Below are 21,875 nucleotides of genomic sequence, written 5' to 3' on the forward strand. Positions count from 1 at the left end.
TTTAGCTCTCCTTTCTTACCGGAATAAACCGTCGCCGCCCATAAGCTTGGCAGCTCTGTCAGCCAGAAGCAGTAATATCATGTTGACAATCGAACGGAACAGACTGACTGCGGTTGAGAACGAGAAGTCCGTCGCGGACTGGAACGTAATCCGGTAGATGTACACATCCAGCACTTCTGAGACATTCTTGGTCGCCGCATTTGCCATATTGAAGATTTGGTCAAACCCGGAAGACATCAGACCACCTACGGATAGAATGAACATAATGGTAATGGTAGGCAGAATGTTCGGAATCGTAACCTTGAAAATTTGCTGAAGTCGCGTAGCACCATCAATCTGAGCGGCTTCATATTGATCCGTATCAATCCCGGAAATCGCGGCCAGGAAGATAATCGCTCCCCATCCAGCTGACTTCCAAATATCTGCTAAGTACAACATCGGTACGAACAATTTCTCGGAACCCAGGAAGTTAATGCCCGTTCCTCCGAGTAATTTAATGAGGCTGTTCACCAGACCATCATAAGAAAGTACGTTGATGACTACACCAGACACAACGATCCATGACAAGAAGTTGGGGAAAGTAAATACAGTCTGCAGGGCTTTCTTATAACGGGTCATGCGCAGTTCGTTAATCAGAAGCGCCAGGATAATCGGGAACGGGAACTGGATGATCAGCTTGCCGATGTTAATGACCAGTGTCCGCCAGACCGCATTAGCAAACGCCGGGTCCCGGAATACATATTTGAAATTTTCAAATCCTACCCATGGGCTGCCCCATATTCCCAAATTGGCTTTAAAATCTTTAAAGGCCAGCGACAAACCACCCATTGGAAGATAAGCGAACAGAATCAGCCAAACCAGACCTGGCAACACCAGGGTATAGACCATCCTGTTCTTCCAAATTTCCCTCATCAACAGCCGAAACTTGCTGTCATTCATCTTACTTGCCGGTAATGCGGCTGCGGGTTTCAAATTGCATCTCCTCACTCTACTTGAGACTTTTAGTTATATAGAAAATCAAAGGTTGTCTTCAGATGCTGCTCCCAGAACCGCCACTCATGGCTGCCGGGTGTTTCAACATACCTGAAATCATAAGGTGTCGTCTCCATATATGCGGCGAATTCCCGGTTCATCTCCACAAAAGGATCCTCTGAACCACAGCAGGTCAAAATGGGCGGCAGTGACCGGTTATCCTCCACCAGCTTGTCCGCAAGTACGCGGATATCCTGATCCGGCTTCACCTGCAACCCCTTGCCAAAGACCCCCATCATCTCCCTCGACATCTCCGGGGCCATGTGCGGATCATTCAAGCGTTTCTGAAGATCAGTAACACCCGACAAGGACACGACCTTGCTGTAGCGTTCCGGATAAGTCAGTGCACATTTCAGCGCTCCGTACCCGCCCATCGACAAACCAGCGATGAACGTCTTCTGCGGATCGGACTCAAGATTGAGCAGACGCGCGCAGAACTCGGGCAGTTCCTGTGTAATATAGCGGAAGTAATCCAGCCCGTACTCCATATCCGTGTAGTAACTTCTGCCCATTTGAGGCATAATCACCGTGCAGCCATATTGGCTTGCATACAACTCTGCGGTAGTTAGTCTGTGCCAGGTGCTGGCATTGTCACCCGCGCCGTGCAGCAGATAAAGTATTCCGCCTGATCCTGTGCCGGCATCAACGGGTGAGATGATATTGACTGTGGTCGTCATTCTCAAGGTAGGAGAACCTGTCTCAACGGTTAAAAGTGCCATATGCTATCTCCTTTTGTTCAATACTGACGCCGATTTATTTGATTTTTCTACAAGATCCGCGCTTAACCAGCACCGATTCAAATACCGTGTGCTTGTTCGCAGATTGTCCCGAGATCAGGTCAAACAAAATTTCAACGCTGGCTTTCGCCATGTCCACACCGGGTTGGCTGATGGTATCGAGGGAGGGGTGATAATACTCAGCCATCTCAATGCCGTCAAAGCCGATGATCGACACATCATTCGGAATGGAAAGTCCAAGCGACAGCAGCGCCTTAGCTGCCCCGATCGCAATCGTATCCGATGCAGCGAACACTGCGGTGATTTCCTTCTTCTTATTGAGCAAGCGTTTGGTTGCCGTAAACCCTGAACTTGGACTGTATTCACAATCCTCCACCAGTGCGGGATCATACTCAATACCATGCTCTTCAAGTGCTTTGATGTACCCCAGCAGGCGTCTGTTTCCGGTCGTATGCTGTACCAACGGGAATCGAGCTAGGAAACAAATCTTCCGATGGCCGAGCGAGATCAGGTAGCTTGTCGCCTTATACGACTCCTGAACATCATCAATGACCACACTGGAAAAGACCGAAGGATCAACATCCTTAGTCGTCGTGATGGTCGTAAGCACGAATGGAATGGATAATTGCTTGAACTTTTCTTCGGAGTGATCATAAGTACCGCCCATGAAGATAACTCCGTACAGATTCTTCTCCTTGACCAGTTGAAGGGCCGTGTTAATCTCGTCCACCCCGTCTTCGACATGCTGGATCAAGAGCGGACAGCCGCGCAGGTTTACCTGGCGCTCTACTTCCTTGATCATGTTCGCGAAGAACGGATTCGAGATCCCTTTAACCATGAGTGCAATCGTATTGGATTGTGTCTTTTTCAGGTTGCGTGCATTTCCATTAGGAATGTAGTTGTATTCTTTGACAACCTCCATGACTTTCGCCCTGGTGGCTTCACTGACTACGCCCGTATTATTGATGACCCGCGAGACCGTGGCTATGCCCACACCCGATAGTTTGGCAATATCCTTAATGTTCATGTTCTTTCTCTCCACTCCGGTTATCAAATTCTCATAACATAAAATGCAGCTATGAAAACAACTAAAATCTATGGGAAACGTTTCCCATGATAACAATAAGAAACTATTCTCTATCTGTATTCGCTTTCTTTGTTCATTATGAACATCATTTTTGGGATTGTCAACAAAAATGTCCAACATCAAAAAAGTACCATTTTAATTTTTCAATAGTATTTCGTTCATTATAAATCATAATTTATGTCAATAACTAATAAATGGAATTTAATTCATCAAGCATTTCTCTTCACCACCGTAGAAAAGAGATTAAACCACCTTATTCCTCGTTTTTTTCTTACTATTTCAGGAAACGTTTCCACTTGTGTTGTTTCTTCAACAGGTTGTACACTTATAGAAGCATCTGCAGAAAGAAGGGGAATTATGCTTAACTTGACCTCATTTGAAACCCTGATCCGGGAATCCGGATGGAATGTTTTTGGCGTCCGTGTCCTGCAGCAAGGGAAGTTGCTGGGCAAGGTAGCCTTTGCGGAAGATATCCGCCGTATCCAGCATTCGGTCAGTAAATCCTTTACCGCTATGGCGGCTGGACTGGCCATTGAAGAAGGCAAGCTTTCATTGGAAACTAAACTCAAAGATCTTTTTCCCGAATACCCTCCTCTAACCGGTGTTACTGATGACTCCATGCAGCCGGGTGAGCTGACCCTTTATGACTTACTTCGTATGTCTTCAGGACATGATAACCCGCCATTCTGGGCGGAAGAGCGAGCCACTCTGCCGGAGAAAAATTGGGTAAAGCATTATCTATCCCTGCCGCTCGACCGTGTACCAGGTGAAAAGTTCATGTATAGCAGCGGAGACACCATTATGATCTCGGCTATGATTCAGGAGGCCGTAGGCGAAACCGTGAAAGACTATCTCGTTCCACGCCTGTTCGCACCACTCGGCATCCACGATGTCTACTGGGAGACTACCCCGCTTGGCAGAACACTCGGCTGCGCTGGACTTGTGATTAATACGGAAGAATTGAGTCGCTTCGGACAGCTTATGCTGCAAAGAGGGGAATGGGAAGGTAAGCAATTGATTCCAGCGGAGTGGATAGACTATGTTACCGGAAAGCGAATTGATAACGATGGACCGGCGGATTGGGGGCAAGGCTACGGCTGCCAGTTTTGGATGTGTACTCATCAAGCCTACCGGGCAGATGGGGCCTACGGACAGTTCTGTATTGTCCTGCCGGAGAAGCAGGCTGTCATCGCCATTAACAGCCAAGAGGAGAATATGCAAGGAATCTTGAATGCTGTATGGTCAGAGATATGGCCACAGTTGTAGCTGACGGCAGCACTCCTACCCGAGAAAAGAAACTGAAAACACAGAAAAAGCCTTCCATATGGAAGGCTTTTTTCATGACGTCCCGGAAGGGATTCGAACCCCCGACCGTGCGCTTAGAAGGCGCATGCTCTATCCAGCTGAGCTACCGGGACATGATTATGTATTAACGCAACGTTATTTATTATACCCTATTCAGATTTTTTTTCAAGGCATAACTATAGAAAACACATGTTTTTTTCATTTTCTTATCTAATCAGCGCTTTCTTCTGGATGCTCTCTTGAGATCACCCTGCACAAAGACCCGCCTTTCCGCGGGCCTTGGACAAAGCGAAACCGGGATTTTATGCTTAGGAAAGTCTCCGAAAATGATCCTCCAGTTGCTTTTTCAAATCCCCAAAAATTAACAGCTCTCGCTGGAACTTGGATCGTTCCTCCTCAGGACTCATGACAATGCTGCCGGTAAAGGCGTTTGAAGTCACATCTACAAAGGCATCATGCAGGTTATTGTCGAACCAGTCTGTAGCAGTGTTAGCATCGTTCGTCACAATACGCACAATTTCGTACCCGTCCTCGCGCTCGTCCTCCACGATATATACAAGCAGCCCGGAATCCTCGGCAGCCCCTGGCAATACCCCAACCTCTGCGCATGGCGCTCCGTCATATTCCGTCATTCTGCGAATTTTGGCATCTTTAATATAATACACTTGTCATCCATCCTTCCCGGCGATTTTCCCCCTCTCCTAGTGTTCGGATAAGGACATACATTTTATTCCTTGCTTCGGCATATATCTGTATTACTTGGCAAAAAAGTAAGGACAACAATCGCACAAAAAGAGAGGATGAACCATCATGTGCGGAATAACCGGATTTATCCAGTGGCGCGATGATCTTACGCAGCACTCGGGACTACTGGTCAAAATGACCGATACATTGGCTAATCGCGGACCGGACGCAGCAGGCACCTGGATTTCAGGACCTGTCGCCTTCGGACATCGCAGACTTAGCGTAATAGATCCAGAAAACGGCGCACAACCGATGATTACCCGCCATGAGGACCATGCATATGCAATTGTTTATAACGGAGAACTCTATAATGCACCCGAGCTGAAAAAGGAGCTGGTCGTACGCGGTCACCAATTCCGCACGGAGTGCGATACCGAGGTTCTTCTCCATTCCTATATTGAGTGGGGACCAGACTCCGTTGAGAAGTTGAATGGCATCTTTGCTTTTGCCATATGGGATGGCCGGCGAGAGCAGGTGTTCTTCGCACGCGATCGCCTTGGCGTCAAGCCGCTTTTCTATAGTCAGGTGGATGATGTCTTCGTCTTCGGCTCCGAGCCGAAAGCACTGCTCCAACATCCCAAAGTGCAGCCCGTTGTGGGCCCTGAGGGTCTTGCGGAAATCTTCATCGTCGGTCCTGCCCGCACCCCCGGGCAAGGGGTCTTCAAGGATATGTTTGAACTCCGTCCTGGCCACGCCATGATCTACAGCCGGGAAGGACTGCGTAGCTATGCCTACTGGAAACTCGAAAGCTTCGAGCACACAGATAATGAGAACGAAACTGCCGCCAAGGTGCGCGAGCTGCTGCAGGATACGCTGGAGCGCCAACTCGTTTCCGACGTACCGGTCTGCTCCCTCCTGTCTGGAGGACTGGATTCCAGCGCCTTGTCTGCGCTAGCTGTCAGCTATTACAACCGCACCGGCCAGGGGCAAATCAATACCTTCTCGGTCGATTATGTTGACAACGACAAGCATTTCAAGAGCCATACCTTCCAACCTGGTGCAGACGGCCCCTGGATCAAGCGGATGGTGGAAGAATTGAACACGAACCACCACTACATCGCTTTCGATACCCCGGAGCTGGTCGAAGCTCTTGATAATGCCTTGTACTCTCGCGACCTGCCAGGAATGACGGACGTGGACTCTTCTCTTTATTTGTTCTGCCGTGAGATCAAGAAGCAAGCAACCGTGGCCATTTCGGGTGAAGCGGCTGACGAAATCTTTGGCGGCTATCCTTGGTTTCACCGGGAAGAGATGCTCTCCTCTGGAACTTTCCCTTGGTCCGTAGCCCCGAAGATGCGGGCCGGATTATTGTCTCCGGAAATCGGCGAATGGATTCGGCCGCTGGAATATCTCGGGGATCGGTACAGTGACGCAGTCGCCGAAGTGCCTGTCCTAGCCGGGGAAACCGGCAAGCAAGCACAAATGCGTGTTATGTCCTACCTTAACATTACCCGGTTCATGCCTACCCTGCTCGACCGCAAAGACCGGATGAGTATGGGCGTGGGTCTCGAGGTTCGCGTACCTTTTTGCGACCACCGGCTCGTGCAGTATGTCTGGAATATTCCTTGGGAGATCAAGACCGTGGGCAACCGGGAAAAAGGCATTCTGCGCAAAGCACTGGAAGGCGTCCTGCCAGATGATGTGCTGTACCGCAAGAAAAGTCCCTACCCCAAAACCCATAATCCGGCCTATCTAGATGCCGTGCGCCAGCGGATGCTGAATATTCTTAATGATGCCTCCTCCCCGCTGCTTCCTTTGATTGATGCTGCCAAAATCCGCGAGATTGCTGCTTCGCCGGAATCCTCCACCAATCTGCCCTGGTTCGGGCAATTGATGTCCGGTCCGCAACTGTTCTCCTACCTGTCACAGGTAGATCTCTGGCTCCGCACATATAACGTAGCTATCCGTTAATTGCTACTCGATGATATCCTCTACCAAAAACAGCAGACCCCCAACTTGGGAGCCTGCTGTTTTGTAGTACTCGGGCTATTAAAAATCCTTTGGCTGGCAAAGGATTATTTAGAAATTAAAATTGTCCGGGTCCGGCCCAAACCGGCTGTCCTGATTCAGATTTTCCAGTGCCTTGACATCCTCATCACCGAGTGTGAAGTCAAAGATGCCTGCATTTTCCTGAATACGGGTGGCATGAACGGATTTCGGAATAGTGATGACACCCTGCTGGATATCCCACCGCAGTACAATCTGCGCAGGCGTTTTTCCGTATTTTGTCGCCAGTTCCTGAATCAGCGGAAGATCCAGATTCCCCTGCATGAGTGGACTCCAGGCTTCCAATTGAATACCCTGCTCACGGCTATACTTCAGCAATTCGCGCTGAGTCAGCAGCGGATGGAATTCAACCTGGTTGACGGCAGGCACAACCCCGGTATCTTCTATGATGTCCTTGAGATGATGAATTTGGAAATTACTCACGCCGATGGATTTGACCAAGCCCTCTTTTTGCAGATGGACCAGTGCTTTCCAAGAATCTCGGTATTTCCCTGCAACCGGCCAGTGAATAAGATACAAGTCAATAACCTCAAGCCCCAGCTTGCGCCGGCTTTCCTCAAACGCCTGAAGCGCAGACTCATAACCTTGATCGCCGTTCCACAATTTGGTGGTGATGAACAGTTCCTCGCGCGCCACTCCACTTTCCCGTATGCCTCGTCCGACACCTTCTTCATTCCTATACGCCGCCGCAGTATCAATGCTACGATAGCCTACCTCTAGTGCCGATTTCACTGCATGGACAACCTCTTCGCCATCCTTGGTCTGCCAGACACCAATTCCGAGCCATGGCATAGTCACGCCGTCATTTAATGTGGGGCCGCCTGTAAACGGTCCGTTCAATGTACTCATTGCTTCACCCTCCAAACGTGTATTGTTCACTTCATCATACTTAACCTAAAAACAGGTTCCAGAAGCTGATACTTACCAAAATAAGTATACCAGATTGTCCTTCCAGAAAAAAACAAACAAAAAAACGCGGGCAATTGCTGCCCGCGCCTGTCTGCTACTTCTCAATTAGCTTGAAATCATCAAAATGGAACTCTGGCGAAACAATGCACGACACCAGCGCTGGCTCTTCGCCAAGCGTGCGGGCCGCTTGCCATGCCCCTGCCGGAACAATCGCCTGCGGCTGTTGGCCTGCTGCGATATTCGTACCCAAAATCACTTCCTGTACATCTTCCGGCTTATCGCCAGTGCCACCAATACTCAAGACAATCGGACTGCCGGAATGCCAAAGCCAAACCTCATCAGACAGCACGGTATGCCAATCCGAACTTTCATCTCCATGCAGCAAAAAATAGATGGAAGAGGCCGAGCCTCGTGGGCCAGAATAAGCCTCACCAAGCGTGTTCTGCGGAATTTCAAAAGAAGATACCCAAAGCCTTTTGTACCAACCGCCTTCGACATGAGGCTGTAAGCCTAGCGCCTCCACTAACGGGGAAATTTCTTTTTGTGTCAACTTTCTTCTCTCCTTACTCGTTTGGGAAATTTCACCGGTTCATTCTCCCGGTTTCGCTTCCACTTTAACGGAATAAAAAGCCTTTGTCTATTATCTGCTTACTTTCCGTCCTTGCTAGCCTTGAATACTTCAGCAATTGCCCCGAGACTACCCAGAGTCTCTACTGTGCTAGACGGCAAGAATACTTTATTCGCCGGTCCTTTAGCGATTTCAGTCAGAGCCTCAAAGGAACGATACGCCAATACATTCTCATCCAGTCCCGCAGTACGGAGGAGCTCAATCCGAACCTTCTCTGCTTCGGCTACGGCTTGAATCGCCTTCGCCTCACCCAGCGCTTCCAGCTCCTGTGCCTGACGCAAACCTTCCGCTTCGCGGATACGGGCTTCTTTATCCCCTTCCGCCTTAAGGATCTTACTCTGCTTGTCGCCTTCCGCGCGCAAGATCATATCCTGCTTGGCAGCTTCGGCTTCCAGCACGATCGCCCGCTTACTACGTTCCGCCTTCATCTGCTTATCCATCGCTTCTTGAATATCAACCGGCGGCTTAATGTCAATAACCTCGACGCGCTCAATCCGCACGCCCCATTTCTCCGTCGCCTCATCAAGGGCAATCCGGATCTCGGTAGAGATTTTTTCCCGGCCAGACAAAGTCTCATCCAGCTCCAGCTTACCGATAATCTGCCGCATGGTTGCCGTGGAAATGTTGCGCACCCCATAGACGTAATCAGAAATACCGTAAGTGGCTTCTTCTGGTCCAACTACCTGATAGAAAATAATCGTATCAATCTGCACCTGCACGTTATCCTTCGTAATCACTGTCTGTGGCGGCACATTGGCCTGTTGAATCCGCAAATCATGATAAGTGCGCACCTGATCAATAACTGGAATAAGGATGTTCAGACCCGGTTTTAACAGACGGTGAAATTTACCGAGACGCTCGACAACCCCCACCCGCTGCTGTGGTACAATTTTGACCGTCAAAGCTACAAATACAATTACCACAAAAAGTACAACCCCAATAATGATCCATTCCATTCTTACACGCCCCCTATCGTTCTACTTCAATAATGGTACTGCTTCTTCCAATGATCTTGACAACTTCATCTTTACCCAGCACTTGTGACGAGCTTGCACTCCAGGTATCCCCGCCAACTTTGACCTGGCCATAACGCCCCGGTTCAATTGGCTCGACAACAATCCCCTGTCTTCCGACAATATCCGTCCCTGTATCCTTGAAGCCTCTGGAACTACGAAACCTAGCCACAATCGGCTTGGAGAACAGTGTCAAACCAATGGCAACCAGCGAGCCAAGCACAACTTGAATCAGAATAGCGTCCGGCATGATAAGTGAGACCAGACCCGCGACTGCAGCACCAATGCATAGCCAAAGCAGATAAAACGTAAGCGTCATCATTTCTACAACGAGCAGGAGACCGGCTACAATAAACCAGATAGCCCAAATGACCATGGGGTACACCACCTTCCCTATATACTACTATAACGAAAAAATTGGCAGCGCGTTGCATCCTTTGAAAAAAAAGTCGTCTAAGGCATACATATGATATATATTTCACCACCTTGAGGGTTATGTGTCAGTCTGCATTTTCATCTGAAAAAGATGGTTCAGACCCAAAAGCTAACAAATTCAAAACAAATAGACTTATAGATTCCTTCGATCTCTTTTCGAAGTGAGAATAGGTATACATCATCGCACACTAAATAACCCGTAAGGGCAACTAACATACCATGAACTACTAAAAATGACTATTTCATAAAAATAATAAAAGGGTTTTTATGAGCATTAGTCCATATATTAGAAAATTTTACCCCTCTATTATATAATTTTATCCCTAGCATATTCACAAAACTTAACCGAAAATAGAAATTACCTTCACCGCTTCCCATGTAAATCATCCTTCTAATTCAACTTTCCCTATCCCTTCCAGACTTTCTCGGCATTATCCCAACCCCTACAAGACATGTTACATTTCAAGAGTAAGGAAAATTAACATTGCGTACGAAGAATTTCAGGAAACGCTTACATTTTAAACGAATTGAGTTACTCTAGCATTTCACGGCTCTCTCCACTTTTTATTAGGCTATTGAAATGATAGAAATCAACAGGGTGAAGGTGAATCTTTTAAGACCAAGGGGGTGAAAGCCAGAACTTCTTGCTGTACGGATTCCGGTCCAAACATTGAACCAGGGAGGTAGTTCGTCAATGATATTCAAGAAAAAAAGCTCACGTAAAACCTTTGCCATTGGAATGGTCGCAGCACTTCTGGTTACCCTCTTCTCCGCTTTGGGCGCAAACATCAAGACTGTCAATGCGGCACAGGATTACAAGTTAGTTGGTTATTATCCTTCGTGGGCTGCCTATGCACGCAATTATAACGTATCGGATATCGACCCTACCAAGATGAATGTAATTAACTACGCGTTCGCTGATATCTGTTGGAATGGCATTCATGGCAATTCCGATCCTACCGGACCGAATCCCGTAACCTGGACCTGTCAAAATGAGCAAGCTCAAACTATAAATGTTCCAAACGGCACGATTGTTCTCGGCGATCCTTGGATTGATGCTGGAAAGAGCTTCGGAGATGACAAATGGGATGATCCCATCAAAGGCAACCTGAAGCAACTCTGGAAGCTGAAAGAGCGGAACCCGAACCTCAAAACCCTCATTTCTGTTGGCGGCTGGACCTGGTCGAACCGCTTCTCGGACGTAGCAGCATCGGCGGTCACCCGTGAGGTGTTTGCTAACTCCGCCGTTGATTTTATTCGCAAATACAAGATGGACGGCGTCGATCTCGACTGGGAATACCCGGTGAGCGGCGGTCTGGCTGGCAATAGTGTTCGTCCTGCGGACAGGGGGAACTATGTACTGCTCCTACAAAAGATACGGGAGAAGCTGAACACTGCCGGGCAAGCAGACGGCAAAACCTATCTGCTGACCATTGCCTCCGGCGCAGGTCCGTCTTATGTAGCTAATAATGATATGGCTGGCATCGCCTCTGTAGTCGACTGGATCAACATTATGACCTACGACTTTAATGGCAGCTGGAATCCAACCACCGGTCATAATGCTCCGCTGTACTACGATCCGGCAGCAGGCTCGTCCGGACTTACCGATCCGCAGAATTACAATATCGACAAGGCAATTACATCTCATTTGGCAAGTGGCGTGCCCGCCAGCAAACTCGTAATGGGTATGCCCTTCTATGGTCGTGGCTACGGCGGAGCACCGAGTGCAAGCAATGGACAATATCAGGTATCCGCCGGCATTTCCGGCACAGGCACTTGGGAGAACGGAAGCTACGATTTCTATGACCTAGAAGCTAACTATATTAACAAGAACGGCTACACCCGATATTGGAACAATACCGCCAAGGTCCCTTATCTCTATAACCCTTCGACTCGAATCTTCATCACCTATGACGATGTAGAGTCCTTTGGGTACAAGATTAGTTACCTGAAGTTCAAGGGTCTGGCTGGTGCCATGTTCTGGGAAGTCAGCGGCGACCGTAACAAAACGCTGCAAAACAAACTCATTACGGATCTTTCTGGAGGCGTAGTGCCGACCCCTTCGCCAACAGCGACACCGTCCACAACACCGACGCCTTCCCCAACAGCAACACCAACAGCAACAGCAACACCAACAGCAACACCAACTGCAACACCGACAGCAACAGTAGCACCTACGGCTACACCAACTGTAACGCCTACACCGACTACTACACCGGGACAATGTGCTATAGCTTGGAGTGCTACTACGATTTACACCCAGGGTCAACGTGCTTCCTATAACGGATCGCTCTATGAGGCCAAATGGTGGACACAAGGTGATCGTCCCGATCTTAGCGGCCCTGATGAGGTATGGAAATTCATCAGCGTATGCGGTACTCCCACAGCTAGCCCAACTGCTACTGTAGCGCCAACACCGACAGCAACGGTGGCTCCAACACCAACACCAACGCCGACGCCAACCGCAACGGTGGCTCCAACAGCTACACCTACACCAAGCCCAACGGTATCACCGGGCGTTTCCACCTGGGCGGCAGGTGTAGCGTACAAAGTCGGTGATGTGGTCAGCTATAGCGGCAAATCCTATACTTGCCTGCAGCCCCACACTTCCATTGTAAGCTGGGAGCCAGCTAATACACCGGCCCTCTGGAAACTAAACTAACCTTAGTACACGACCGAGTTAACATTGGTACATGATGAGTGCCACTCTATTTGATTACGGCGCTTTCCGTAGCAACTTGATCCCGAATGCTCACTACACTCAGGATTGACGCTTGGGAAGCGCCGTCTTCTGTATATGGTCTGAATGCCATCATCCCCTACATTTCAAAGGAGGATTGCCCCATGAAAACAAATACACGTTTAAGGCATCCGTTCCCCGCCCGTTTTCTCGCCGCTATGCTGAGCCTGATTCTTCTGATTCCCCTGTATGCGGGTGCAGGTGCCGGATCACAAAGCATTGCCCAGGCCGAAGGAGCGAGCGCTGCCGCAGTTCCACCGGCTCCTGATCACCCCCGCAAAATTGTCGCCTATTTCCCGGAATGGGGAGACCAGGCGAACAAAGGCTTTTACACTGTAGATAAAATTCCGTGGAGTAAAATCACCCATATTAACTATGCATTTGCCCAAGTCAGCGCACAGAACAAAATCGAACTCATGGACCGCACGGCAGCCATCGAGAAGGATTACCCCGGACAATTAACCTCACTTCCATTTAAAGGGTATTTCAATCAGCTCGTTAAATACAAGCAGCTCTATCCGGATGTGCGCACCCTGATTTCGGTTGGTGGCTGGGCAGGCTCCGGCGGATTCTACAACATGGCCAATTCAGAAGCTGGACGGGAAACGTTCGCAAACAGTGTGATTACCTTCCTGCGCACCTACCAATTCAACGGCGTGGATATCGACTGGGAGTATCCGTCCGGAACGGCACAGTCCGGAAATCCTAATGATTTTGGGGCCGCGGAGCCGCTTCGCGGCGTGAATTATAACAACTACGTCTTACTTATGAAGAAGCTGCGGGAGAAGCTGGATCAAGCTGGTGCGCAAGACAACCAAAAGTATGATCTCACTGTCGCTGCTACTGCTTCCTCCTGGATTCTCGGCGGCATGAAGCTGGGAGAAGCTAATCAATATCTGGATTGGGCCAACCTCATGACCTATGATTTTCACGGCGCATGGAACGGTTATGTCGGGCCGCATTCCGCCCTGTATCCGGACTCCAGAGATACGGAGACCGCCGCGCTGGGGACACCCGTCCTGAACACCGATTGGGCCGTTCGCTACTACCTCGGCACCCTGCCCCCGGAGAAAATAGTGATCGGCGTTCCTTACTATTCACGAGGCTGGAAGAATGTAAGCGGAGGTATCAACAATACTGGCCTATATGGCACTGCACCGATCACGGGAGGCGGCGCGGACGGCGATTATGGAATTTGGAATGATCCAGCGCCAGAGCAGCCTGCCGGAGCAAATCCGATCTGGCATATACTCAATTTGCTCAAGGACCCGGCGAACAAACGCTACTTCGATCCTGTAACCAAGACGCCCTACCTCTTCAACGCGGATAAGAAAATATTCTTAACCTATGAAGACCAGGAATCCCTTGGCTACAAACTCGACTACATCAAGCAAAAGGGCCTTGGCGGCATGATGTTCTGGGAACTAACCGGCGACTACTCCCAAAGAGCGGACGGCACCTACACGTACGGTACCTCGCTGACGGATTTCGCCTATAATCAGCTCAAGAATGCTACATTGCCAGGCGGACCTCCCAAACCGCAACTTCCAGCACCGAAAAACTTCAGCGTCAATTTCAGCGGGACCTATGACCATCCGAACTATACCTACTCTCTGAAAATCACAAACAACACCGGCACCGATATTCCAGGGGGCTGGAAGCTGGAATTCGATTTGCCTACCACCACCACTCTGACTTCCGCCTGGGGAGCGGGCACTGTGGAGCAAATTGCTACAGCCTGGGACTTTAACCGCTACCGTATTACCGGTACGGCCAGCCAAACTCTGGCGAATGGAACAACCCTGGACATTCCAGGTATGATGAAGCTGAATTTTTCCGGCGGTCCGCAACGGGTCACACTTAACGGAAGTTCATCTCAGCAGGAGTATGACAAATTGTATGGAGGCGTAACCCCAACACCGACGCCTTCTGCGACACCAACAGTGGCACCTTCAGCCACACCAACGGCTAAACCTACAACTACACCAACTACTGCACCGACATCAACACCAGCGGCTACAGCAACGGTGACACCATCAGCCACGCCAACAGCTAAACCTACAACTACACCAACTATTGCACCGACTGCAACACCATCGGCTACAGCAACTGCTACAGCGACAGTAACGCCAACACCTTCGGCTACGCCAACTGCTGCACCGACAGCAGCGCCAACACCTAGCGTCACTCCAACGCCGGGATCGTGTGCGGCTGCAGCCTGGAATGCATCGTCGGTCTACACGCAAGGCCAGCGTGCATCCTACAACGGCTCACTGTATGAAGCGAAATGGTGGACTCAGGGCGACCGTCCCGATCTCAGCGGTCCGGATGGCGTCTGGAAATTCATTAGTGCTTGCGGGGCACCGACAGCAACACCCGCTGCCACCGCAACCCCTTCACCGACTGCAACAGCAGCGCCAACCGCAACAGTAACACCGACACCGACACCGACGCCTTCGACTGCTGGCACAGCCTGGGCAGTAGGGATTGCCTACAAAGCAGGCGACACTGTCACTTACAGTGGCAAGTCGTATGCCTGCCTCCAGCCCCACACCTCCCTGATAGGATGGGAGCCTGCTACTACCCCTGCACTTTGGAAGCTACTCTAGCAGGCTTAAGCCACAAGGACTGATCTCTGGCCATTGTGGGTGTATAGGATTGCTAACTTAAACACGTGCTGCTTCTGATTTCATGGAATCCCATTCACTCGAATAAGCGAATAGTTAGTGTGATTTTAAAAATCTAACATCCGGAATGGGCAGGCTTGGAGTAGCTTGAGTTGCTTGAGTTGCTTGAGTTGCTTGAGTTGCTTCAAATAGCTTAGTGTAGTTTGAAGTGACTTAGTGTGGCTTGGGTATCTGGCGCATCTGAGCAACACATCTGTAGCCGAGCATTCCTAATTCTGGCGAGCAGAGAAGGTTGAACCCGGGGGATAAGGGAGTCAGTCACAGCGTCCGCAGTCCGCAGTCCACACTCCACACTCCATACTCCATACTCCATACTCCACACTTCGCCTGAATATTGGTCTAAGCCCGTGTTTGAGCATAAAGTGATTTTGATGATTGGATAGCAGGAAAATATACCGTTAAATGCTTTCGTTAACCTTATTTATCCCGAATAACTGGAATTTCTCCCGTTAAAAACCTCTTTTATCCGTAAAATGCGTAAATTCAAAGAAATTAACGGGAGTTTATCCAGTTATCTTGTGAAAAGAAGAGAATTTAGCCAAAATAACAGGAGCTATTCCCGTTATTCCCATGCCCTATCGAGCGAAGTTGATCTTTCAGCAAATTTCTTACCCGAAGAGTTAACCTTTTGTGATAATGAATGATTCAAAGGGAGATTCAAAGGAAGCTCAAAGGGTGCATTTTCTACTATTAGACGACAAAACGGACCTTATTGAGACGAGGACGTCATTTTCCAAACTACGTGGTGTTCTAAAATGAAGCTTTATTACTGAAGATTTTCATAAAGCAAAATAAGCTTGCAGAACCAAGGCCCAAGCCTTGTCCTGCAAGCTTATTTATGTACCCGCAGCTCCCGCTAAACGGGAGGGTCTAAATTCTGTTATCTTCTGGCTTACGCTTACACGAAGGGATCAGCCTTTACGGCCGGACGCCGCCTTGCGCCGCAAGCTTCTCGGTCAACGCTCGAAGTGCTGCGCCCCGGTGACTAATGCCCTGCTTCTCGGTCAGAGTCAGCTCCGCCATCGTCTTCTCATATCCTGGCAGGTAGAACAGCTGATCATAGCCAAAGCCCCCAGCCCCGGAAGGCTCAGAAGTAATCCAGCCGTTCACTGATCCTTCTGCCGTAAGTTCCTGTCCCGTAGACGGATCATAAAGTGACAAGGTGCATACGAATCGGGCTGTACTCAAAAGCGGTTGGTCCGTGTCCTCCCCCTGCTTCAGTCCTTCCAGTTCGCCGAGCAGCTTCAGATTATTGTCCGAATCTGTGGCACCTTCGCCGGCATAACGAGCAGAATAGACGCCCGGTCTGCCATCCAGCGCATCCACACACAGGCCAGAATCATCGGCAAGTACGGGCAGTCCAAGGGCATCGCCCACTGCTTTCGACTTCTTGAACGCATTCGCGGCAAAAGTCTCGCCATCCTCCACCACATCAGGCAGCTCAGGATAGTCATACATGCTCTTGACTGTCAGTCCCAGCGGCTCAAAGGCATGCTGAAATTCACGAAGCTTCCCTTTGTTCTTCGTAGCTACAATAAGAATATCACCTGCGGAGCTCATACTAGACCTCCTGACCTGGCTGACCCGATTGGATTTTCAGAGCGACCTCGCCCAGAACTTCTTTCTGTGCGGCAATCAGCTCGTAAACCCCCTTCTCGCCAAGCCCTAGTAGTTGATCGAGCTCCTGACGCGTGAATGGTCTGTCTTCACCAGTACCCTGCAGTTCCACAAATGCACCGGCGCCGGTCATAACGACATTCATATCGACTTTCGCTTTGGAATCCTCTTCATAGTTCAAATCAAGCAAAGCTTTATCGCCCACAACTCCGACACTGATGGCTGCGAGGTAATCCGTAACCGGGAATTGACTCAATTTACGGTCCTGTGCCAGCTTATTGATAGCGAACACCATGGCTACAAAAGCTCCTGTGATCGAAGCGGTCCGGGTTCCCCCATCCGCCTGAATCACATCACAGTCCAGTGTGATGCTCCGCTCGCCTAGAGCCTGCAGATTTACAACGGAACGCAGTGCCCGGCCAATTAGCCGCTGGATCTCCATCGTCCGGCCCGTCAGCTTGCCACGAGCGGCTTCCCGCTGGTTACGAGTCTGGGTTGCCCGTGGGAGCATGGAATACTCTGCGGTTACCCAGCCTTTGCCTTGCCCCTTCAGAAAGGGCGGAACCTTCTCTTCCACTGTTGCTGTACAGATCACCTTAGTGTCGCCCATCTCTATAAGTACAGAGCCCTCGGCATATTTATTTACTTGGGTCGTTATCTTCACGTGACGCAATTCGTCGACGTTTCGCCCGTTTGATCTCATCTTTTCTGCCTCCTACATCGAATAGCTAAAAGTTTGTCCTAGCCGTTTCCCCACACGCCTGCCGCAACTTGGACCGCGGGCGCAGGCGTACGTTTTTTGCGCAACCTTTATTCTACCAAAGAGCAGGCACAAAAGCATCTTTTTGACCGCCACAACCATTGATTAAAGCGGCAGCTCGTTCACATATTCTGGGGCAGAAACCGGTTTACCGTAATCCACATGATCCGTTCCAGTCACCGCAGTCTTCCCGTTCATCACAATCTGCACAAGGGAATCCCCTGTATTCTGAGCGACCGTAAGTACGACGGATTCCAGCATTTCCGCCGGTACATCCTTGGCATCAGCGAACATGTCGTCCCTTAGTGATACGGTAATCACACCGTTCTGGCCCGCATCCACAGAATCCAGCTTCGTTCCCTCCGTCATCACCATCTGCAGACCGTTGTCTGATTCCGGACCCGTAATTAATTCATTCAGCGCCGCCTTAAGCGGCTCCTGCGCCGGGTCTACAAAACGGGTGACCGGAACATAATATTGAGTACCATCAGGCGATTCTGCGGAGAAATAAACCGTAACTGCACTGGAATTCATGACATTCGTGCTGTGTTTCGGCAGATTGATGCCCATGGTGCGGGAGAGCGGGCGATCCAGCGGCGTACCCTTAAGCGGCATTTCGGTTAGTTTTTTGCCGTCGACCCAGAGCTGAACGCCTTTGATTTCGTCCTGTCCGGTTAGCGTCCAGGTGACCGCCTCCAGCAGCTTGCGCTCATCCTTGGCTTCATAGGAACCAAACGACTCATTGAACTCGACTACGGCAAGTCCCGTTGCAGGATCGACGGTGACATCTTTCACAGCTGTTCCGGCAGGCAGTACGCCTTGAAACCCGGTCGGAAGCGAAGCTGCTAGTGGACCTTGGCTTACCAGTGCGGTAAGTGAGTTCTTCAGCGCAGCCTTCTTATCCCCCTTGGGAAGTGCAAGCGAGATCGGCGCGAGGAGACCGTGTTCATCCTCCAGATATACGGTGGTGCGCGGACCATCGGCTTTTGCAGTCGATGCCTTCTTATCTTTGCTTGTAACGTTACCTGTATCTTCTTCCGTCACTCGCCCCATCACACCGGAATCCAGTGTAGAATCCCCGCTGATCTGAAGCATCTGCGCTTCGACCTCACTTGGCGGCGGATCAACTGCGGCAGATTCAGAACCAAACCAGTTGCAACCGGAGAGCGTTAGTGGAACGGCCAGCAGGCAGGCTGCGGACAAGCCGCGGATATATTGCTTTCGATTCATAATGAATTGCCCCTTTCAAGGTTGGATAAGCATTTAATACTGCTATGTATACGAGCCCTCTGTCCAAAAAATAACAAGAGCTTATCCTAATTTCGCCTTTCTGGACAAATCTGTCCCATAAAAGTAAAATTCCAAGTACAGCGGATAGATCATATCGACCTGAACCACCGCTGACAACCAACGACTCATTAACGGGGTGACTGAGCATGGCTGATGCAAAAATGCCTTACAGTCTGAACAGCAAGGCGGTCGCAGACGCAACCTATGCCTGGCTGCACAAACGTGGAGTATCACTGCTGGAAATTGCCGAGCTGGTAATGCTGCTACAGCAAAAATATTATCCGGGCCTAACGATGGACGAGTGTGTTCACAACGTCGAGATGGTGCTCAGCAAGCGGGAAGTACAGAATGCGGTACTAACCGGCATCCAGCTGGATATTCTGGCCGAAGAGGGCAAGCTGTTCCCGCCTCTTCAGGATATGATTGAAAATGATGAGGGATTATATGGGGTGGACGAGATTCTCGCCTTCTCTATCGTCAATGTGTATGGCAGTATCGGCTTCACCAACTACGGTTATGTAGATAAACTGAAGCCGGGGGTACTGGAGCGCCTGAATGACAAGAGCACGGGACAGGTTCATACCTATCTCGATGATATTGTAGGCGCTGTGGCCGCAGCGGCAAGCAGCCGAATTGCCCACCGCAAGCAAGCCGAGCGGGAAAAAGATTATGGGCTGGCGCATGCTCCAGAGGACAGCGAATCTGCCGCCAGTAAGACGGTTCCTCAAGACGGGGAACAGCCTGAATAATTCTTGAGCCTGAACTGGTGTAACAGAGTCGTGCCATAGTTGGTGTAAATTGACTCTCGGATGAATCAAATCGACTTTTGACATGCTTTATAGAACAAAAAGAGGCCTCCATTCCCACACGTAAAGTGTTTATGGAGGCTTTATTATGTTACAGGACTCCTCTATCACCGGTGCCCTCGTGGAATCATTCAATAAACGGAAACTTGTACTGTGGTCGATAATGTTAAAAGCAGCCTATCGGGAAAAGGACTCATCCAGACTTCGCCAGTGCAAACAAAATGGCGTTCTCTGTACCGGACTCCACAATTCGGCCTCGCCGCACCAGCTCGGCGAGGTGAGCCAGCGCTTCGCTCATGGCGAAGCGCATCTGATGCGCCGTTGTCACCCGGCCCCGGAACAAGGCTTCGCAGATCGCGAAGCCGCTGAGCAGGCCGCCTTGCAGCAGCGCCTCGGCGGTGTCCAGCCGTTCTTCGTGGTGACGGAGCAGACTTTGGGTCCGCTCCGTAAAGCCGCTGAACGGCTCCCGGTGACCCGGATACGCGAAGCTCACCGGGTAACTCCCTAGCTGCTCCAGTCCCTGCAGGAACGTGAGCAGCGGCCCACCATCGCCGCCGGGGTGTAGGCTGATGTTGGGAGAGATCTGCGGCAGCACGGCATCGCCGCAGATCATAGCCCCGCTGCCGGCGTGGTAGAACGAGACATGCCCCGGGGCATGTCCTCCCGTCACCACCGGCTGCCATACCCGGCCGCCCATCGTAAAGGGCGCCGCTGGATCAAGGGCGGTAATCTCCGGCTGCGGGGTAACCTGCGGCGTGAAGCTCTCCAGATGAACCCGGATTTCCGCCGTCAGGGCTTCCGGCATGCCATGTCTGGCGAAGAACAAAGGCAGTGTCTCATTCATTATGGATTTCTCGCCCCACATTAGTGACGCCTCGGCATGGGCACGCTCCGTCATCCACACCTTGCCGCCGCTGCGTTCTTGCATCCATCCGGACAGGCCGTAATGGTCGGGGTGATGATGCGTAACAACGATATCCTGCACCTGTTCCCATCGCAAGTCCAGTTCCTGTAATACGCCCTGCCAAGCTAGTACACTTTCCTCTTTGTGTGGACCAGGGTCTATCACCGTGACCGTTCCGCCCGGTCCTGGCAGAAGGTAGCTGTTCACCCGGCGCAGCGGCGGGTCCATCGGCACCGATATCTGCAGAATCGCGCCATTGTCCCAAGAAGTGATGTCGGCTTTCCGCGGGAAGCCTTCGTTTTCGCGAATTCTTTTGCCCGATACCATCTACGGCCTTACGCCCCGGAAAATCATCCGCTTGGAAGTCTCCGCATCATAATCAGCTTCGTCATAGCTCCCATGAACAGACTGAATCCGCAGCCCCGCCTGCTCCAGCATCTCTCGAAACTTCTCCAGCGAATACAGCTTTACCCGTTCATGATAACGACGAGGTTCCCCGTCCATCCCTGCAGTCAGAATAATATCTTTTTTCACATAGCCGTCCTCAATCACTCTATGCTCTTCAATATGATTCAAGCCGTCTTCACGTGTAGAATGGGGAACCAGATGATGGATAACATAAGCAGGGTTCAGAAAATCAATAATGAATCTGCCGCCGGGCTTCAGCATACGGTAGATCTCCCGAAGTACCTTAACCTGCTCCCCATCCTCTTCAAAGTAGCCGAATGAAGTGAACAGGTTCACCACCGCATCAAAGCCGCCTTCCAGGGGAAGCTCCCGCATATCTGAGCGAATCCAGGTTACCTGCTCCGCTCCTTCTTGTGACCGTGCCTCTCGTAGCAGCGCTTCTGATAGGTCCACACCAGTGACGTTGAAACCAGCTTCCGCCAAGGCTAGCGAATGACGGCCCATCCCGCAGCACAGATCCAGTACGTTCGAACCCGCCGGCAGATCCAGCCAATTGATCATCTGCTCCACCTCTCGCCGCGCGCCTCCGAAATCACGGTGTCTATAGACGATCAGATAATCCTCACCGAAGCTCTTCTCATACCACTCAGCCATTATGTCTCTCCTCCCAAAACTGCTTCCCATTCATGCCTTATGTATATTACCGTTTATTGTAACGCCTTTTCCATTTAAAGCAAAGTCGCAGCCGTGGTAAAAAATAACAGGC

The 21,875-nt window shown here is 50.5% G+C and carries 18 protein-coding genes and 1 tRNA gene; 5 read left to right on the forward strand and 14 right to left on the reverse strand.

The window, feature by feature from the left end; genetic code table 11:
- Positions 1 to 15: 15 nt before the first annotated feature.
- Genes ACFVRY_RS19220 through ACFVRY_RS19230 form a run of 3 tightly spaced genes read right to left on the reverse strand, consistent with a single transcriptional unit; the run spans position 16 to position 2,796 of the window.
- Positions 16 to 972: an ABC transporter permease gene (locus ACFVRY_RS19220; protein ID WP_387501898.1), complete on the reverse strand. Its 957-nt coding sequence runs from the start codon at positions 970 to 972 to the stop codon at positions 16 to 18.
- Between the two features lie 29 nt (positions 973 to 1,001).
- Entirely contained in the window at positions 1,002 to 1,751 is a 750-nt protein-coding gene (locus tag ACFVRY_RS19225; protein ID WP_387501899.1) for an alpha/beta hydrolase, read from the reverse strand.
- 34 nt (positions 1,752 to 1,785) lie between these two features.
- Positions 1,786 to 2,796, reverse strand: a complete 1,011-nt coding sequence (locus ACFVRY_RS19230; RefSeq protein ID WP_387501900.1) for a LacI family DNA-binding transcriptional regulator — start codon at positions 2,794 to 2,796, stop codon at positions 1,786 to 1,788.
- Positions 2,797 to 3,213: 417 nt separating this feature from the next.
- On the opposite strand from ACFVRY_RS19230, the gene ACFVRY_RS19235 reads away from it, so the two are divergent.
- Entirely contained in the window at positions 3,214 to 4,122 is a 909-nt protein-coding gene (locus ACFVRY_RS19235; RefSeq protein ID WP_387501901.1) for a serine hydrolase domain-containing protein, read from the forward strand.
- A gap of 78 nt (positions 4,123 to 4,200) precedes the next feature.
- On the opposite strand, the gene ACFVRY_RS19240 is transcribed toward ACFVRY_RS19235, so the two are convergent.
- Positions 4,201 to 4,274: transfer RNA gene (locus ACFVRY_RS19240), tRNA-Arg, on the reverse strand.
- 195 nt (positions 4,275 to 4,469) lie between these two features.
- The gene (locus tag ACFVRY_RS19245; RefSeq protein ID WP_387501902.1) at positions 4,470 to 4,826 is read right to left on the reverse strand and encodes a hypothetical protein; all 357 of its coding nucleotides are present in this window, start codon (positions 4,824 to 4,826) and stop codon (positions 4,470 to 4,472) included.
- A gap of 145 nt (positions 4,827 to 4,971) precedes the next feature.
- Between ACFVRY_RS19245 and asnB the strand changes: the two genes are divergently transcribed.
- A complete protein-coding gene (asnB, locus tag ACFVRY_RS19250; protein ID WP_387501903.1) occupies positions 4,972 to 6,816 on the forward strand; it encodes an asparagine synthase (glutamine-hydrolyzing) in 1,845 nt (614 codons plus the stop codon).
- Positions 6,817 to 6,924: 108 nt separating this feature from the next.
- Here asnB and ACFVRY_RS19255 read toward each other — a convergent pair whose 3' ends face one another.
- The 4 genes from ACFVRY_RS19255 to ACFVRY_RS19270 all read right to left on the reverse strand — a co-directional run bounded on the left by ACFVRY_RS19255 (position 6,925) and on the right by ACFVRY_RS19270 (position 9,838).
- Positions 6,925 to 7,761 carry an aldo/keto reductase gene (locus ACFVRY_RS19255; RefSeq protein ID WP_387501904.1) on the reverse strand — a complete coding sequence of 279 codons (837 nt, stop codon included), beginning with the start codon at positions 7,759 to 7,761 and terminating at the stop codon, positions 6,925 to 6,927.
- A gap of 154 nt (positions 7,762 to 7,915) precedes the next feature.
- Positions 7,916 to 8,371: a cupin domain-containing protein gene (locus ACFVRY_RS19260; protein WP_387501905.1), complete on the reverse strand. Its 456-nt coding sequence runs from the start codon at positions 8,369 to 8,371 to the stop codon at positions 7,916 to 7,918.
- 98 nt (positions 8,372 to 8,469) lie between these two features.
- Positions 8,470 to 9,405, reverse strand: a complete 936-nt coding sequence (locus ACFVRY_RS19265) for an SPFH domain-containing protein (RefSeq protein ID WP_066376762.1) — start codon at positions 9,403 to 9,405, stop codon at positions 8,470 to 8,472.
- 13 nt (positions 9,406 to 9,418) lie between these two features.
- Entirely contained in the window at positions 9,419 to 9,838 is a 420-nt protein-coding gene (locus tag ACFVRY_RS19270; protein ID WP_387501906.1) for an NfeD family protein, read from the reverse strand.
- A gap of 753 nt (positions 9,839 to 10,591) precedes the next feature.
- On the opposite strand from ACFVRY_RS19270, the gene ACFVRY_RS19275 reads away from it, so the two are divergent.
- Both ACFVRY_RS19275 and ACFVRY_RS19280 read left to right on the forward strand, forming a co-directional pair.
- Complete coding sequence (locus tag ACFVRY_RS19275; RefSeq protein ID WP_387501908.1) at positions 10,592 to 12,559, forward strand: glycosyl hydrolase family 18 protein; 1,968 nt, start codon at positions 10,592 to 10,594, stop codon at positions 12,557 to 12,559.
- Positions 12,560 to 12,741: 182 nt separating this feature from the next.
- Entirely contained in the window at positions 12,742 to 15,246 is a 2,505-nt protein-coding gene (locus tag ACFVRY_RS19280; RefSeq protein WP_387501909.1) for a glycosyl hydrolase family 18 protein, read from the forward strand.
- 996 nt (positions 15,247 to 16,242) lie between these two features.
- On the opposite strand, the gene ACFVRY_RS19285 is transcribed toward ACFVRY_RS19280, so the two are convergent.
- The 3 genes from ACFVRY_RS19285 to ACFVRY_RS19295 form a co-directional block, all read right to left on the reverse strand.
- The gene (locus ACFVRY_RS19285) at positions 16,243 to 16,884 is read right to left on the reverse strand and encodes an XTP/dITP diphosphatase (protein WP_387501910.1); all 642 of its coding nucleotides are present in this window, start codon (positions 16,882 to 16,884) and stop codon (positions 16,243 to 16,245) included.
- A 1-nt stretch (position 16,885) separates the two neighbouring features.
- The gene (rph, locus tag ACFVRY_RS19290; RefSeq protein ID WP_387501912.1) at positions 16,886 to 17,644 is read right to left on the reverse strand and encodes a ribonuclease PH; all 759 of its coding nucleotides are present in this window, start codon (positions 17,642 to 17,644) and stop codon (positions 16,886 to 16,888) included.
- A gap of 162 nt (positions 17,645 to 17,806) precedes the next feature.
- The gene (locus ACFVRY_RS19295; protein ID WP_387501913.1) at positions 17,807 to 18,931 is read right to left on the reverse strand and encodes a GerMN domain-containing protein; all 1,125 of its coding nucleotides are present in this window, start codon (positions 18,929 to 18,931) and stop codon (positions 17,807 to 17,809) included.
- A gap of 206 nt (positions 18,932 to 19,137) precedes the next feature.
- Between ACFVRY_RS19295 and ACFVRY_RS19300 the strand changes: the two genes are divergently transcribed.
- Positions 19,138 to 19,740: a phosphatidylglycerophosphatase A family protein gene (locus ACFVRY_RS19300; protein ID WP_387501914.1), complete on the forward strand. Its 603-nt coding sequence runs from the start codon at positions 19,138 to 19,140 to the stop codon at positions 19,738 to 19,740.
- 250 nt (positions 19,741 to 19,990) lie between these two features.
- On the opposite strand, the gene ACFVRY_RS19305 is transcribed toward ACFVRY_RS19300, so the two are convergent.
- Together ACFVRY_RS19305 and ACFVRY_RS19310 are read right to left on the reverse strand one after the other, a co-directional pair.
- The gene (locus ACFVRY_RS19305; protein ID WP_387501916.1) at positions 19,991 to 21,028 is read right to left on the reverse strand and encodes an MBL fold metallo-hydrolase; all 1,038 of its coding nucleotides are present in this window, start codon (positions 21,026 to 21,028) and stop codon (positions 19,991 to 19,993) included.
- Positions 21,029 to 21,763 (reverse strand): class I SAM-dependent methyltransferase, encoded by a 735-nt coding sequence (locus ACFVRY_RS19310; RefSeq protein ID WP_387501917.1) that lies wholly within the window; start codon positions 21,761 to 21,763, stop codon positions 21,029 to 21,031.
- Positions 21,764 to 21,875: the final 112 nt, after the last annotated feature.

Origin of the sequence: Paenibacillus sp. NPDC057934, assembly GCF_042887565.1 — a bacterium.
In the GTDB taxonomy this organism is placed as follows: domain Bacteria; phylum Bacillota; class Bacilli; order Paenibacillales; family Paenibacillaceae; genus Paenibacillus_AQ.

Bases quoted from the DNA above. Each gene is read 5' to 3' on its own strand.
- ACFVRY_RS19225 (WP_387501899.1), bottom strand. From the start codon at position 1,751: ATGGCACTTTTAACCGTTGAGACAGGTTCTCCTACCTTGAGAATGACG.
- ACFVRY_RS19230 (WP_387501900.1), bottom strand. From the start codon at position 2,796: ATGAACATTAAGGATATTGCCAAACTATCGGGTGTGGGCATAGCCACG.
- ACFVRY_RS19235 (WP_387501901.1), top strand. From the start codon at position 3,214: ATGCTTAACTTGACCTCATTTGAAACCCTGATCCGGGAATCCGGATGG.
- asnB (WP_387501903.1), top strand. From the start codon at position 4,972: ATGTGCGGAATAACCGGATTTATCCAGTGGCGCGATGATCTTACGCAG.
- ACFVRY_RS19255 (WP_387501904.1), bottom strand. From the start codon at position 7,761: ATGAGTACATTGAACGGACCGTTTACAGGCGGCCCCACATTAAATGAC.
- ACFVRY_RS19265 (WP_066376762.1), bottom strand. From the start codon at position 9,405: ATGGAATGGATCATTATTGGGGTTGTACTTTTTGTGGTAATTGTATTT.
- ACFVRY_RS19270 (WP_387501906.1), bottom strand. From the start codon at position 9,838: ATGGTCATTTGGGCTATCTGGTTTATTGTAGCCGGTCTCCTGCTCGTT.
- ACFVRY_RS19275 (WP_387501908.1), top strand. From the start codon at position 10,592: ATGATATTCAAGAAAAAAAGCTCACGTAAAACCTTTGCCATTGGAATG.
- ACFVRY_RS19280 (WP_387501909.1), top strand. From the start codon at position 12,742: ATGAAAACAAATACACGTTTAAGGCATCCGTTCCCCGCCCGTTTTCTC.
- ACFVRY_RS19285 (WP_387501910.1), bottom strand. From the start codon at position 16,884: ATGAGCTCCGCAGGTGATATTCTTATTGTAGCTACGAAGAACAAAGGG.
- rph (WP_387501912.1), bottom strand. From the start codon at position 17,644: ATGAGATCAAACGGGCGAAACGTCGACGAATTGCGTCACGTGAAGATA.
- ACFVRY_RS19295 (WP_387501913.1), bottom strand. From the start codon at position 18,931: ATGAATCGAAAGCAATATATCCGCGGCTTGTCCGCAGCCTGCCTGCTG.
- ACFVRY_RS19300 (WP_387501914.1), top strand. From the start codon at position 19,138: ATGGCTGATGCAAAAATGCCTTACAGTCTGAACAGCAAGGCGGTCGCA.
- ACFVRY_RS19305 (WP_387501916.1), bottom strand. From the start codon at position 21,028: ATGGTATCGGGCAAAAGAATTCGCGAAAACGAAGGCTTCCCGCGGAAA.
- ACFVRY_RS19310 (WP_387501917.1), bottom strand. From the start codon at position 21,763: ATGGCTGAGTGGTATGAGAAGAGCTTCGGTGAGGATTATCTGATCGTC.